Raw genomic sequence first — 15786 nt, 5'->3', positions numbered from 1 at the left:
AGAAACACCCAATCAGCTAGATTTGACTGTGAGTAATACATTTATTTTATGGAGTTTATTGTGAGTATCAAACCAGGTCCTAAACCAATCGCACCATCAACAGGTAAAACGGACCAAAGACGACGTGTTACACCAGAAAATAAGCCAAAGCACCCCGATTTAGATGTCCATAAACACAAAAAGGGTAAATAGTCATTTTGATTTAGCAATAAATATTTATAGGGGACGAAACCTGTGACACAAATAAAAACTTTCGAAGAGTGCATCGCCCAAGCAGGAAGCACTAAGAAGCACTTAATGCTTGGTAACGGTTTTAGTGTTTCACTATTTCCCTCAATATTTAACTACAAACAACTGGCCGAAAATATTGAATCTGAACGTATCAATATGCTTTTTGATGCTATAGATACACATGACTTTGAATTTGTCATGAGGCGTTTACTAGAAGCAGTGGATATTGTTCAACACTATGATTCATCTGAGGGTATTACTAATCATATTCATTCAGATATTGAAGAGCTTAAAAGAACTTTGATACACGTAATATCCAAATCTCATCCGCCGAAACCTTCAGAAATAACAGATCATCAGTATGAAAGCTGCCGTAGGTTTCTTCTTAACTTTGAAACGGGAAAAACTTACACATTTAACTACGATCTAATTCTATACTGGGTCTTAATGCATTTTAATGAAGATAAGGCGCTGAGATTGCCATGTGATGACGGTTTTCGCCACCCTCACTCTGATGAATACATTCCGGAGGAAGAACGAGATACTTCGTTACATTGGGAAATAGGTAGAGAGAATGGCCAAAGTACATACTACATTCATGGAGCAATGCATATATTTAGTGATGGCTCAGATATTGAAAAACTATCCTATGCAAACTTGGGCGTACCACTAGCTGATCAAGTTAAAAATGCAATTAGCCAAGATAGGTTTCCAGTTTTTATCTCTGAGGGAACAACTGAACACAAGCTAGCTAGAATTAAAAAGAATGGGTACTTATCAAGAACATTCTCTTCCTTAAAAAGCATCACTGGAAACCTATTTATATTTGGACATTCTATCCGGGATGAAGATGATCATGTATTTGATTTTATTAATAGGAATAACAGAAAACTAAAAATATTTATAGGTCTCTTTGGAAGTCCAACCGAGCCTCATAACCAGATTATAATTAGTAAAATTGAAAAGTGGCGTAAATCCTACCCCTTAAAAACATTTGAGTTTTATGATTCATCGTCAGTTGATGTATGGGGAGCGTCGTCAAATATTTAACTTCAGAGGACTGCCATATAATCAAGCTCACTTTTCACTAGCCTAACAAAGGAGTCGTAGCTCATTGGCTCAAATCGAAGAGATAAGCAATAAGGTGTGAACGCGGCCTATGTTATTAATTGTGGGTGGCAAGTTAAATTCTGTTTGAATGAAGACTAATTACATTGTCTTATTTAGCTTCTGGCTGATTTGATATTTGCTGGTGTGCTTGAAGATAGTACCTTTAAGGTTATCTATCGCCTCCAGCGTGGTGTGTACGGACACTTCTGCGAGGTGCTGTAAAATCCCTATACGCTCTACGACTTTATCCCTGAAGTCGAAGCTCGCAGCCGTATCTACACTTACTGATTTACAAGAAGGTTATCTCTTCGATTTAACCATTAGTTAATTCGTTACGACCCCTTTGTTCGCCTTTGTTCGTTGCTCAACTTGACGAGCCAGGGTAAGAGGCTATTGAAGTCGCAATCAGGGTGAGATAACTGCTCCAAACAATATTCGATGTAATCGAACAGAATAAGACCGTTAGCTTTAGCGGTTTCTATGATGCTGTATAAAATAGCGCTGGCTTCAGCACCGCTGATGGTTGTGGTTGAACAACCAGTTTTTACGTCCTTTAGTTTTTACTCCATACAATCATGTACCTTAAATGCATATATACACACTATACAACTGTATACACTCATGATAACCTCTAACTATCAGATTATTGTTTAGGCAGTTACATCCATGTTGAAGCAGAAAGAAGCTTTAGACTTAGTTAAAACAGACAATTTAGACGTTTTCCATAGTGAGTTAAGTGAAGAAAACCATCATTTTCGTCTAGATTTTGATGAGGTATTCTTACTGGCGATAGAGCATAACTCCCTTAATTGTCTAAGGTTCCTAGCCATGGATTATGCGTGTGAGGTTCATCATATGCATAAAGTACTACCCGAGTTACTGAAATTAAATGAGCACTTAATTTTGGAAGATTTCGCAGATAGCGCAAGATCCGCATACGATTATATAGGCCAAAATGTTGATATACAGATAATTGAACATGCTCTGAATACTGATGAAAGATTATTATTCAAAAGACATTTTCAACATCTAAAATTTAACTCAGATCATGAGTTGAGCAGCCTGCTTGATATTCTAATAAAGTTCAAAACTCCAGCCACATTGTTTTCTGAGTTCACAGAACTTTCAGCTGATGCAATTGTTTCTGTGACTTGTTATCTAGATTTTATCAACTCATCACACTTATTTGATTTTGACTGTTGGTTATCTCAGGATTCTAGATACAAAATATTTTCATCGCACAAAAATATTTTGAATAATAAAGATGACGTATCATGGATTAAGTCATGGTTTAACAGCATTATACTACTAAAGAATACTGACATCATTCGAAATGTGATCTTATCTCTAGCAAGTAAAAAAATAGTATACTTAGACGAAATCCTTGATTACTCGTTTATTGAAAGATTACTATTTATAAAAAAATTAAATGGACCTTTTACCAACCTCTACTCACAGTCTGATTTAACATATATTCTAATGTCTAAGCCATTTTCTGATGAAGAGACTATTTCCATTTTAAATAGTTATTTTGAAAATAACTCAGACAATAACAAAATTAGTTTTTTTGAATCTTTAGCAATTAGTGGAAGTAAAACATTAGAAAGCTTGGTGAGACTTGGAGAATACACTAGTTGGCTGCTAGCTATCGAACATCCCTATTATACCAACGATTACTCTCGGTTTCATGAAGAGGTAATATCTCTACATCTTAAGTACAATGAAAACAACTCAGAAATTTATAGGGTTTTCTTGAACTGTATAGAGATACCAGAACATAAAGGCTTAGATCTTGATGAAATATCACAAAACCTTCAGGAACATGAACAAAACAACTTCTACATCGATAATATCTTTAACTTTCTATCAAGAACTGGAATTTGCTTTAGCGAGGAAGAGTTTGAAAGTAGGCTGATAGAGTCAGGTTATAACCGTCATGAAGTTGATGCCCGATTTAATCCACATACAATGACATCGCTTAATTAAACCTACTAGTAACTGATAGCACAACACAGTCAAACCATTAACAGAATATGTGGGGTCAGTGTCTGAGGGATCCCCACAAATTTAATAGTATGCCTGTGGATCCCTAACTAAATCTTTCAGCGCCATTATAGCGGCTCGCCAGTGAGATTTTAGCAGCTTCAACTTCCTATCTTTGTAAGCCCTTAAGCCAATAAATTGGTTTGAGAGCACATTGCGATGTTTTATTGAATTAGCTTGATATTGCCAGTGTCTTCCAGCCACTTTAACGGCTAGACCTAGCAGGTAAAGCACAAATTGAGATAAGCAGGCAATGAGTAACAATACACTTAGCCTGCTCGAGATCCGAGTACCACTATCATTCATTTTTAACAAAGGGGTCGTAGCCAATTAACCTAAATCGAAGAGATAAACACTCAGGTGTGAATGCGGCTGTGACCGTCCATGACATGGATGTCATGGCCGAAGCTATAGGGACATACTAGTGCTGTGTCACAGAAGTATTTACACATCGGCCTGCTGCAAGCAATAAACACCTATTCAGCTACGGTCTTCAGAAAATCTACCAAATACTAAAACAGCACAATGAACCCACCACATATCTAACAAAGGGGTCGTAGCCAATTAACCCAAATCGAAGAGATAAACAAGCAGGTGTGAATGCGGCTGAGGGCGTTGGTGGCAAGGCCAAAAATGTTCCCTACATTTTCCGGCATTTCCTATATCCATATAGGTCAGATGCCACCGTCGAGCTTACAGGAATTGTACTTGCAGCGTCCCGCAGAAGTATTTACATATGACGGGTAGCTCCTTGGCATCCTGCCACTGCGACATTGGTGCATCCCTGCACGGCACCTGCTGCAAGCAATAAACACCAATTCAGTAATGGTATCCAGCAAACCTATTAAACACCAAAACCGCCCAATGAACCCATCAAAAAAATATTCAAAACTTGTTATTTCACAAGTATTACCCTCCAGTTTTTAACAAGCTTATGATCCCTGCTACGCTGGAGAAGTTAAACTTATCCATGATGGCGGTTGCCCCTTTAATAAAGGTCGATTTATGTTGTCGTACAACATGGTAAACCTGAAAACAGAGGATCACATCACTCTCAGACAGACCATTGTTTTTATGGGCTATCACGGCTAGATAGCAGCGGAGCATGAAGCAATCGAGTACCAGTAATCTAAAGGCTGACTGGGGGGCTTCGTTTAAGGTGATAGGAAAGTATTCATGGTAAATGTAATACAGTATATAGCGCTTAAACAGATCGCCATGCTCCTCTAACGCGGGGGATGCGATGGTGTTCCATGCATGGTTAATCTTATCGACATCCACGGTTCTGTCATCGTTAAGCAATGCACTGATAGCATCATTAATCGTTTTAAATCTGACCCCATCACGTCTTGGGTGCTCATCGATAAACATGCCATGAATGGATGCGAATGCTTGTACCTGATGTCCGTCGGCATAAGCCAAGGCTTTATACTGCTCTTGCAGCATACCTTTCTCAGCTAACAAGGTGAGTTGCTCTAAGCGAACGTCCAGCTGACTAGCATCGACCTCATTTCCCCAAACCTTATCCGCAGTATTAATTAACAGGCCGATGGCCAGTAACGACTCCTGCCAATTAAGATGCTCATTGAGCAGCAGCTCGATGCTGTTGTCGTAGGATTTACTGAGCCAAAGCGGGCTTTCATGGGGTGTGATTTTTGAACCACTGAGTTTATGATCAAACATAAACGCATCGGGACTAAAGAGGATTAATCTCGCCGCTTCCGGACAAGATAACGAGAGCGATTGAAACTTGTCACTGTCTCTCACCAAGCAGGTTCTAGGGTAGGTTTTACAGGTTTCGCTCAGGGTATCTTCACCGGCTAAGGAGTGAACTTTACACAGTTTCTTACCATCCAAAAAGGGGCATGCGCCTTGGGCGTCTGAGCGTATAATCGCCCACTGGTCATCACTTTTCTTAATCTTTTTCATGGCTGTTTTAGCCAAGCTTTTCAATTCGCGATGGGCCATTGTCTTTTTATAGCTTTGCTTATCGATATAGATGTTCCAACCGATACAGCAGCTATCTTCACAATCAGGGCCTATACAGCTGAAATCACTGACATATTTAGGAGTAACAATTCCGCTAGCCATTATCTTTCCAACACATGAAATATAGTCATAAGATAACAAGGTCAGCGGGTTAGTCAATTGGGGATAAGGACTGAAGTGATAAAATTACTTCTATCACTTCAATTGTTTATCTCTATGAACAACGACACAATTGATACATTGAAGAAAACATAACCATTAGGGCGATTTAACTTTGTACTACTCAGGACAGGGTCATCTCTGAGGGTAAACGAATGCCGACCTTGGTTGCTACGCCTTGTTCAAGCTCGCAGATAATCCAGTGCAGTGATTGCCACTCAAATTGATCACCTAACACATGCTCACCGGCCAAATGATCATTGAGTAGCTCGCCTACCGACATGCTGATGGTTTTCTCATCCAACGTTAAGCCATACATAGTCGCAAGCGCTGACAGTTCAATATCAACACCGAAGAAGAAGTCACCAAAAAAGCGTGGTAATACCTTAGTTAAAGGTGGCTCACTAAATAGCCTGCCTAAGCCATCAAGATCCTTTTCATGCCCTAACACGCAAAGAATATCGCCGGTGTTCAGCATCGTACTTCCCGAGGGGTGCAACATCTCGTTATTGCGATACAGGGCCGCAATATGAGTGCCCTCTGGCATATTCAGTTTTCTTAATGGCTCGCCCACACACCACTTGTTCTCACTGAGGTGATAAACAAACAGTTCCCATTCACTCTTAGGATAGATTTCGACGCCAGCTCTGGAGATAGGGCCAGGGACTGGAGGCAGATCCACTTTTGCTAGGCGTGATGCTTTCCCCAAAGAGCAGCCTTGCACTAATAGCGATACCAGTACAACGAAGAAAGCCACGTTGAAATAGAGCTGCGCATTAGGTAAACCCGCCATCATGGGGAATACAGCCAGAATAATCGGCACCGCGCCGCGTAAGCCAACCCAGGAGATGAACCAGCGCTCTTTGGCGCTAAAACTTTTAAAGGGAAGCAAACTTAACCAGACTGAGATTGGTCTGGCGATTAAAATCATACCAAACGCCAGTGCCAACGCGGGGATAGCGACATCAGTCAACTCGGACGGTGTTAAGAGCAGCCCCAGTACCAAGAACATGCCAATTTGACTTAACCAAGTCATACCATCAAACACATTCAATATGGCATGACGACCACGGGTGGCTTTATTCCCCAGCAGTAGACCGACCAGATAAACAGACAGTATGCCACTGCCACCGAGGTAATTTGAGGTGGCAAATACGATCAGGCCGCCACTGAGTGCCAAAATAGGATACAAGCCATCGGCCAATTGCGTGCGGTTTATCAGTTGCCATAACAGCCAGCCTCCTCCCGCCCCCATCATCACGCCGATGCCAAACTGCTTGAGAAAGCTGATGGCCATAAAGCTTGCTGACAAGCCATCGCCCACACTGGCGAGTATGGCGATAAGGGTTACGGTTAAAAAGACCGCCATTGGATCATTACTGCCCGATTCAATCTCAAGTGTGGCGCCAACACGCTCGTTTAACCGTTTACCTTTGAGCAAAGAGAACACCGCGGCTGCATCGGTCGAGCCAACAATCGCCCCAATCAAGAGACCTTGAAGCAAGTTGAGGTCGAACAGCCAAGCCGCCATTAAGCCGGTGAGCCCTGTTGTTATCGCCACACCAAAAGTGGCAAGCGAAAGCGCTGGCCAAAGAGCAACACGAAAACTGGACACTCGGGTGCGCATGCCGCCATCAAGTAAGATGATCGCCAGCGCTAAATTACTGACGAGATAAGCAACGGAGTAGTCATTAAAGTGGATGCCACCGGGGCCATTTTCTCCGGCAAGAATCCCCACACCAAGAAATACCAAGAGAATAGGAATGCCAACACGAGATGAAACTGCACTTAACAGTACGCTCACCGCGATTAAGAATGCGCCAATTAGAAAAAAGTGGTTAATGGTTTCTGCATTCATAATGAACTCCCTAAACGTGATAACAGTATCTCAAAGTGCCAAACTAACAGGATGTTCTCAATCCTATAAAGTTAAGGCATTATACATTATCGAGCCTATCTTCAGGGGAAGATAAGATTAAATTTAGCCCATCTACACCAATTAATACCAAAAAACCTAAATGACTCACTAATTTAAATTAAAAACCAACAAAATCAAATAACAATAAAAACATAAAAAACAAAATAATGAGAATTATATAAGGCTAGTTCCAGAGTAATCTCCATATTACCGCTAATACAATGCAGTTTTATGACCAAGCACATATTTGTCTATTTTCAAGTCATCTTGATGCGCTACAACATCATGTCATAAAGACACCCCCTGTCATAGTAACAAGCAAGCATAAGTGTCTTGATCATATTTTTGGATACTGGACAACATTAAAATCATTAATTATCAGCATCTTGAAACTACCTGCATAAAAAACACGCCAAGAATTGAGCTTAAACAAGACCCCTGAAACAAACATTCTCAGGTATTTTGGGAACATACCTAGATATGCTCCTAGCAAAGCTGATATAAAATAACTAAGTGATCCAACGATATCTGGTATAAATAAGGACCTATCCCCTGAAAAAATATCTCCTACTTGGCTTGGTCGCGTTACTCTCAAATCAGGCTAGCGGGCAAACTCTGCAACAGATGGCCGCTCCCCTCTATTCGATAGAAAAAACCATTGTCTACAGAAAGCTTGATAATGGCCTACAACTTAGGCTTTTGCCGATCCCATTCAGTACCAGTGTGTCTGTTGCCACCCAATTCAGGGTAGGTTCAAGAGATGAGATAACAGGACAAACAGGGTATGCTCACCTATTTGAACATATGCTATTTAAAGGCAGCCAACATGCTCCCGGCGACAGCTACGCGCAAACCATGAGCGCCCTAAGCGGCCAGTTTAATGCTTCTACCTTTTTCGATTTCACCAACTACTACCTCACTCTGCCATCTGAAGCGCTTGAACTTGCTCTTTGGCTAGAGGCTGATCGCTTTATTCGTCCGGTACTGAGTCAGCAAACAGTAGAAAACCAACAAGCAACAGTACTGGAAGAGATGGCAACCACTATCGATAATCAACCCTATGTACGTGATGCAATGGAGTTCCTACTTTCACAGGCGGACGGAACCCCTTATGGCCATTCTGTCATAGGCAGTAAAGAGGATGTCAGCAGTGCCACCGTTGAGCAGCTAAATCAGTTTCATCAACGCCATTACCGACCCGATGCCACACAACTGAGCATAGTGGGAACCTACTCCGACAATACCCATGCTTGGGTCGATGCTGAGTTTGGCCAATGGCAGAATCCGCAACCAGCATTGAAGGTTCCCTCTTTAGCCACGGCTACCCCGCTTGCACCGAAAAACAAACAGGTACATGGTGAGATCATCGACGCCAGAGGCCCTTGGCCTGCTGTGCTACTTGCTTGGCATACCGTTGGTCAGCAACATCAAGATGCCGCAGCAATCGCATTACTTGAGGCCTACCTGTTTCAAAATAGAGCCAGTTTAATGAAACAGAGCGGGCTAACCGATCCAGAGCAACTGCTCACCTATTCCATCCCTCTCTCAATGGATCTTATGGGTGTCAGTAACTTAGTCATGGTGCCCAGAGCTAAAACTTCACTCAACCAGCTGGTGACTAACGTACAAAAGATGATTATTGATATCGCCGATAATGGTATTGATGACGAGTCTTTGCACCAATTAAAAGCCAACTGGCTTAATCAAGCGCTGCAACGACTCGACCGACCGTCCCAACTTGCGCGATTGCTCTCAGCAACACAACAAAGAGATACATTAACGCCATTAACTGGGCCTTGGGAACGCATTAACACTGTGACGACTGCGCAAATTCAACAGGTAGCAAGGCTGTATTTTGCCGATAATCTGGTTCGACTGGATCTGCTGCCTTCTTGGTACATCAGGTGGACAAAATCCCTACTCGAAGTCTTACCTGAAGGAGTGAGCGATACTCTGGAGGAGAGTGTGCTATGAGACAGCTAACCAGATTAACACCAAGAATTACCCCACTCGCTTTCAGCTTCATGTTATTACTTGGCCTTTCAGCCTGCCAACAAACAAAGTTAGTATTCACTGACAGTCAAGCACCTATTGTGTCAGAATTCACCACACTTAAAGGTGCACCTAAGGTCAATTTTAATGAGGGTAAACATAAGACGTGGACTGTCAGCAAAATAGCTGAAAATCTCACTTTACATCAGTACCCGTCAAGCCCATCGGAGTTAGTGTATCTAAACCTAAGCTTGATCAATCCCAAGCGACCATTTAACAATATTGATGTCCTTAATATCGCGCTCTATCAAAGAGCCTACAGGCTAGCGTCAACATCGAGTCTTACATGTATTGAGAGTTTACGCATTAACGCCAGTATGCACAGCATCAGCCTACAGATGGCCTGCCCAAGTGCAGAAGTCAACTCAGCCATAACCTTGTTAGCCAGAAGTTGGCAAGCAGAAGCTTTCGAGGGTTTAGATCTAGACACGGTTCGCCGACAGTTAAAACTGAATAAGCATATCAATGCATACAGCGGCGGTGAGATAGAGACAGTATGGGCAAAGGAGATACTCGGCGAACAACACCCTTATAACTTAAGTTTACGCAATCAAGCCCTGCAAGATGAACTCACCGATAAAGACCTGATCAAACTACAGTCAGCTATATTAACGGGCTCGACATGGCACCTGCTAACCTCAGCAAAGGAAGACGCGCTGATTGAGCTACCGAAGAGATTAGCGCTGGAGTTGCCCAATCCCCCCCCTGCCAATAGTAAAGAGACCAGCGCCGCCAGTCTGAAACATGACCCCTTGCCGACTGTCACTCAGCATCCACAAAAACGCCTCTATATCATCGATGCACCAGGCGCAGTACAAACTCAAGTCAGAGTCGGTTACCGTTTACCCATCTCAACATCCACATCTCAAACATACTCAGATAAAGAGATGGTGCTTAATGAAAAAAGTGGCCCACTTAGCTGTCAATTGTTGGCAAGTTGGTTGGGGCGCAGCTTTTCCGGTAGGCTCTATTATGATTTACGGGAGCAACGCGGTCTCACTTACGGCATATATGGAAGGTGTTTCAACAATCCACTGGCTCGCACGCTAAAATTTTATGGCAGTACTCAACTGCAACATACTGGCGCGTTTATCTCAGGAATTTTAGATCACCTCGATCTGGCCAGTGAAACACTCATAGAAGAAGCTGAACTATCAGTACTTAAAATACATGAAAAAAGTAAGTACCTATTAACCTCGCAATCCATCAACTCAGCATTTGCGTATTACCTAAAGCAGCTAGCACTAAAAAAAGTAGATTCAAGTGAGGCTCAACAAAATGTCATTAGTGAGTTAACCCCACTGGCACTGCAACACATGGCTCAACATGTCTTTTTAAGTACGCCTACAATATTGATCCGTGGTGATATGGATAAAATAGAAAAAGATCTCCATGAAAAATTACCACATTGGGAGATAATACCAATTAAATATTAATTCATATAATATGACAATTAAGCTTTGCAGAATAAAACATCGCTATATCCGAAATATTAAGCACTCTGCATCAGCCTTTAGTATTAAATACTAAAAAATAACACTAATAAGACAAAAAGAACCCAAAACAAAACCCACCCAGATGCAAACTCGACGAAATGGACGACGAATAGGTTAATCAACTGTTGCGATCGCTGTGCAAACAGATACAATCAAGATAACTGAAAAAGAACGATGATTACGATATTACAAGATAGATTTGTAGTACTAAGAAGCGAGTAATAAAGCATTACATCTGTTGGATGTCATAAGGAAATGGGATGTATGATGGTGAAATTTTTACCCTTAATCACACAGATAATAACTTACTAAAACTAAAAAACACTGCGGGATTATTAAACCTAAAAGTTAATCAAAGTAAAAACATTACGAGTGCATGGAATAATTCACAAGAAAAACAAAAAATATTATTACACTTTTTAAACTCAGTTATAGATGATGTAAAATATTTAGACGAGATACTTTTCTCCAGTGGATTGCATATTGCAATATGCAATAAACTATCGATAGATGATGAAGTTTTCCTTATAAAACTTGGATTTAGAGCTGCCATCCTTTCTGAGTCACCTGCTCACACTTTATTAGAGACAATCACAAATATTTTAAATGGCAATCTTTACTTTAGTAATGAGTCATTATCTAAATTCATTTTAAATTATCAAAACCAAACTTTATCTAAAGGTCAGGTGTTATTAATGACATCGACAACAAAAAAAGAAAAAGAGGTATTGTCTTTAGTTTGCAATGGGCTCAGCAACGATCAAGTGGCAGACAAATTAAACGTTTCCATTAACACAATAAAAATGCATATGCAAAATATTTACAAAAAGACCAATATAAGAAACCGCAGTCATTTATTACTTGCTTATAACCAAGGCAAAGAAATCAATTAAGAACCCACCCCAAAGAATGTATTCGGAATGTTAAAATTATCCTTTCTAATAATTGAGACTTATCACATTCAGTATAATATACCGTTAACTGTATTATATTCTCAAGGAGAGATGGAATGTTAAAAAATAAACAACGCGGTCAAGGTATGACTGAATATATTATCATTGTGGCATTGATTGCTGTTTCAGCAATTGGTGTGTACAGCTTTTTTGGTCAAACAATCCGTAACCAGGTTGCAGGGCTCTCTTCTGAAATGTCAGGTGTGGACTCTACTGCACAAATCACGGCAGCTAAAGCATCAGCTGTTGATGCGACTAACGTGGCAAAAGAAGATTATAACCTCGGTAATTACAACGAAGCCGCAAATAAAAGTGCTGCTGGTAACTAATTCCGCCCCAATCTAAGCAAGAAAAGACTCTCTTTTCTTGCTTTTATCACAAATGGAATTAAGTGATGAGAAAGTTTAACCATCTAGGTCAAGGTATGACCGAGTACATTATCATTGTTGCACTCATTGCAGTGTCAGCAATCGGTGTTTATAGCTTCTTTGGTCAAACAGTCCGTAATCAAGTTGCAGGCATATCATCGGAAGTCTCAGGCGTTGACTCTTCTGCACAAATCACTGCTGCCAAAGGCTCTGCGACAGAAGCAACCACCGTTGCGAATAAAGACTACAACCTCGGTAATTACAATGAAGGGGCCAATAAAGCCAGTGATGGAACAGGTGGCGGAGGCGGTGTAGATTAATTCGTTTTTAATATTCACGCCCACTTACGTTCTATTCAATAAAACGATTCACGGATTTGAATACCAATAGCGATAATTTCTAATCAATAAAATGCGATTAAGCATATGGAAAATACAGCAATGAGACATGGACGAATGCTGACAAAAAATAAAGGCCAAGCAATGGCCTTGTCATTAATTCTAATGTCATTTGCTTTGATGGTTGTGATATTTAGTTTTAACGCATCCCAACTCAATTTACACGGTAGTAAATTGCAAAACACCGCTGACAACACTGCCTACAGTATTGCCACTATTGCCGCTCGAGATTTTAATTTTAAAGCTTACACCAACAGAGCATCGGTCGCGAATCAAGTCGCTGTCGCTCAAATGGTCGGGTTATCGTCTTGGTTTAACATGACCGATAAATTCGCTCAAAACGCGTGTAATTTTCTATGTTGGGTTCCCTATTTAGGGCAAGTTTTATCAGGCATAAAGTCCGCCGTTGGTTCCATCAATAGTGTCGCACAGCCGGTTTTCGAAGCCTTGGTTTATGCTGAAGATATTATTTTACAAACCTTATCCGTATCACAACAAATTGTGCACTATGCAGGCCTAGTATCGACCGTCGTTACGGCTGGCGATATTGTCAAAGCGAATGACCCCAAAGCTAAATTAGACTTATTACAGAACCCACAAATGTTGGGGGATGTTAAAAATTTATGGGTCGATTTTCAAAAGCGGCATAGCAGAAGTAATCAAAAACCAAACCAAAAAGGCACCAATCAATTCCAAGACTTTCTTACCGTATCCTTAGATTCACGTGACTCTTTCAGTAAATCTCGCAGTTATAAATTAAATGGTCCTTGGTCTGTCAGTTTATTTCCACTTCGCTGGAAAACCTATAAAACAGGCGGTAGCGAACTGATTTCTAATGGTAAATACCAAGCTGAGACTTGGACCTCTATGGATACAATCAGCTTTCACCTGTCAAAGTTCCGTTGCAGCTGGTCAGGTTGCCGCTGGAGAGGTTACAGAGAAACCCCATTAGGTTGGGGAGCAACACGTTCAGACAGTAGAGCCAATATAAGAAGCATTGGCAGCAAGAGCTATTGGGGCTCAAGTCGAGGCACCAATCGTTCAGCCTCTCGATATGCTGGATATGAGCAAGAAACCCGAGGAGGCTATAACGGCGTACAGCCATTCTATGGACTTTCAAATTCGGCAAAGTCAAAAAACACGACTCAAAACATTGCCGTTGTCGTGTCCAAATCACAAAAAAACACACGGACAAGTAAAACCGTTGATGTTGGAGAAGCCAACACGAACCCAGCTATAAATGAAGAGATGTTAGGGGATAGAATGACAGCACTATCTGCTGCTCAAGTCTATTATTCAAGACCTTACGATCTGATGATATCTTCATCAGCATGGCGCCGCAGCGATCGCCGTCATGAGTATGGCAATCTCTACAACCCTTTTTGGCAAACTCGATTATCAGACTCCACTAACTCTGAACGAAATATCGTCTTAGCCATAACTAGGTTCCTGTAATGAAACAGCAACCATTTATAAGACAGCGAGGCCAAGCACTGATTGAGAGTGCTATTGGTATCAGTTTTGTCGTTATACCACTGCTCATCCTTTTGCCATTTATGGCGAAAATGGGGGTCGTAAAACATAAAGCTCAGCAAGCGTCTCACTACTCTGCATGGGAAAGAACCGTGTGGAAGGAGCGTCGTCCAAGTCGGCTCCCCAGAAGAAGCGGTCTATATTTGGCCCAAAAAAGTGAAGTTGAAACAGCGAAACAGATCCCTTGGCGATTCTATCAGGATGACGGCAATAAGCTGACCAGTCGAACAACGGCGCAATGGGATTGGGTAAACAAGGTTCATCCAACACTAAAGCACCAAGTACGTCAGAATCGAAATGCTGAAACCATGCTTAAGTCAAATCGGCAGAGTCCAAGCAATGGTAACGAGCTCGATAGATTCACTCGAACACATTCTGGCGGCAGGCTACCTGGCACGATAGGCAGTGCAGTAGGACGCGCCATAGGCCTGCTCTCTTTTACTGGATTTTCATTAGAAAGAGATCAGTTTTACCGCACGAATGTAAGTTCTAATGTCGAAAACCTCTATATAGAACCTTTTGATGACATTAATCTGAATTTTCAGAGCAATAGCGCTTTATTGGCTTCAGGCTGGAATGCGGGTGGGCCCTACCACGTTAAAAACAGAGTTGAACGCTTAGTACTCACTAACTATATGGACAACGGCGTAATACGTACCGCACAACGCTTATTAAGCATCCTTCCTTTTGGTAAAGAGTTGCGCCCAAGTCGATTAAGACTCGGGCATGTCGATCCTGATGTTCTCCCACTCAATAGACTTTGTACCTATGGCACAACTAACTGTGGAGGCTAATTGGATGAAAAATATTTTACTTGTACTGCTTACCCTATTTTCAACTCAGTCATATGCTTCCGATTGGCCTGAAATTGAATTTCCAGAAACCGCTAAAGTTGAAGTCGTGGCTGATGACATGCGTTATCAAGGCTATCCCATGAAAACCTGGGTAGTAACCGATAAGCAAAGCCAAATGATGATGGCTAACTTCTTTAAACAACAATGGCAAGAAAAAAGCGAACGTTTCGATGCCAGAATGTTCGATGGTGATTATGTTATCAATAGCATGCAACGCCCTTACCTACTGACGGCCCGTATCAGTCAAACTTATGATGGTGTGGTCACTTATGTCGGCATCACTAAAGACATTAGTGAGACTGAACTTGCCAGAGTTAATCAACAGAAATTTCCCAAACCACACGGTGCAACGGTTATTTCGGACATTCAATCACAGGATCTTTTCAAACAGGGACGAACCTTAGTCTTGAGCAGTCCCCAGAGCTTATCAGCAAGTTACCATTACTACCGCCGACACTTTCAACAGCGAGGCTGGATAGAAAACTCAGCCATTTTAGACACCAATGCAGGTAAAGCTGTTCTGCAAATGAGCCAAGGCACCAATCTCATTGATATTAGTTTTAACATCAAAAAATCAAAAGTTTACATTGTCGCTAACCAAGTCACGGAAGGATTATAGATATGTATAAGCCCTCAAGAAAATCCAATCTAAGAGGACAAGCAAGTGTCGAATACTTGGTCG

13 protein-coding genes and 2 pseudogenes are annotated in these 15786 nt (G+C 41.4%); 11 read left to right on the top strand and 4 right to left on the bottom strand.

Annotated elements, in window-relative coordinates:
• The first annotated feature begins 60 nt into the window (after positions 1-60).
• Entirely contained in the window at positions 61-192 is a 132-nt protein-coding gene (locus tag FN961_RS26115) for a hypothetical protein (RefSeq protein WP_268241145.1), read from the top strand.
• A 42-nt stretch (positions 193-234) separates the two neighbouring features.
• Entirely contained in the window at positions 235-1281 is a 1047-nt protein-coding gene (locus tag FN961_RS01460; protein ID WP_143562764.1) for a DUF4917 family protein, read from the top strand.
• Between the two features lie 392 nt (positions 1282-1673).
• Here the strand turns inward: FN961_RS01460 and FN961_RS01455 are convergent.
• Positions 1674-1893, bottom strand: a pseudogene (locus FN961_RS01455) (transposase domain-containing protein); the annotation flags it as partial.
• 114 nt (positions 1894-2007) lie between these two features.
• Here FN961_RS01455 and FN961_RS01450 point away from each other — a divergent pair.
• A complete protein-coding gene (locus FN961_RS01450) occupies positions 2008-3327 on the top strand; it encodes a hypothetical protein (RefSeq protein WP_143562763.1) in 1320 nt (439 codons plus the stop codon).
• Between the two features lie 81 nt (positions 3328-3408).
• Here the strand turns inward: FN961_RS01450 and FN961_RS01445 are convergent.
• The 3 genes and pseudogenes from FN961_RS01445 to FN961_RS01435 form a co-directional block, all read right to left on the bottom strand.
• A pseudogene (locus FN961_RS01445) lies at positions 3409-3696 on the bottom strand (IS4 family transposase); the annotation flags it as partial.
• A 597-nt stretch (positions 3697-4293) separates the two neighbouring features.
• Positions 4294-5475: a flagellin lysine-N-methylase gene (fliB, locus tag FN961_RS01440; protein ID WP_143562762.1), complete on the bottom strand. Its 1182-nt coding sequence runs from the start codon at positions 5473-5475 to the stop codon at positions 4294-4296.
• Positions 5476-5656: 181 nt separating this feature from the next.
• Positions 5657-7390: a potassium/proton antiporter gene (locus tag FN961_RS01435; protein ID WP_143562761.1), complete on the bottom strand. Its 1734-nt coding sequence runs from the start codon at positions 7388-7390 to the stop codon at positions 5657-5659.
• A gap of 684 nt (positions 7391-8074) precedes the next feature.
• Between FN961_RS01435 and FN961_RS01430 the strand changes: the two genes are divergently transcribed.
• From FN961_RS01430 to FN961_RS01395, 8 genes are all read left to right on the top strand, one after another.
• Positions 8075-9424, top strand: coding sequence for a M16 family metallopeptidase (locus tag FN961_RS01430; RefSeq protein WP_143562760.1), 1350 nt, complete (start codon positions 8075-8077; stop codon positions 9422-9424).
• On the top strand, positions 9421-10938 hold the full coding sequence (locus FN961_RS01425) for a M16 family metallopeptidase (protein ID WP_143562759.1): 1518 nt from the start codon (positions 9421-9423) through the stop codon (positions 10936-10938). Before FN961_RS01430 ends, FN961_RS01425 begins: the two co-directional genes overlap by 4 nt.
• 320 nt (positions 10939-11258) lie before the next feature.
• The gene (locus FN961_RS01420; protein ID WP_143562758.1) at positions 11259-11891 is read left to right on the top strand and encodes a response regulator transcription factor; all 633 of its coding nucleotides are present in this window, start codon (positions 11259-11261) and stop codon (positions 11889-11891) included.
• Positions 11892-12007: 116 nt separating this feature from the next.
• Entirely contained in the window at positions 12008-12280 is a 273-nt protein-coding gene (locus FN961_RS01415; protein ID WP_143562757.1) for a Flp family type IVb pilin, read from the top strand.
• Positions 12281-12345: 65 nt separating this feature from the next.
• Complete coding sequence (locus FN961_RS01410; RefSeq protein WP_143562756.1) at positions 12346-12639, top strand: Flp family type IVb pilin; 294 nt, start codon at positions 12346-12348, stop codon at positions 12637-12639.
• 120 nt (positions 12640-12759) lie between these two features.
• Positions 12760-14172, top strand: coding sequence for a Tad domain-containing protein (locus FN961_RS01405; protein WP_229814592.1), 1413 nt, complete (start codon positions 12760-12762; stop codon positions 14170-14172).
• The gene (locus tag FN961_RS01400; protein ID WP_143562755.1) at positions 14172-15044 is read left to right on the top strand and encodes a hypothetical protein; all 873 of its coding nucleotides are present in this window, start codon (positions 14172-14174) and stop codon (positions 15042-15044) included. The genes FN961_RS01405 and FN961_RS01400 overlap by 1 nt, the downstream gene beginning before the upstream one ends.
• A gap of 4 nt (positions 15045-15048) precedes the next feature.
• The gene (locus tag FN961_RS01395) at positions 15049-15723 is read left to right on the top strand and encodes a hypothetical protein (protein ID WP_143562754.1); all 675 of its coding nucleotides are present in this window, start codon (positions 15049-15051) and stop codon (positions 15721-15723) included.
• Positions 15724-15786: the final 63 nt, after the last annotated feature.

The sequence above is a fragment of the Shewanella hanedai genome (assembly GCF_007197645.1).
Taxonomy (GTDB): domain Bacteria; phylum Pseudomonadota; class Gammaproteobacteria; order Enterobacterales; family Shewanellaceae; genus Shewanella; species Shewanella hanedai.
The sequence above is the reverse complement of the archived record's forward strand: the minus strand, read 5'-3'. Positions and strand labels throughout refer to the sequence as shown.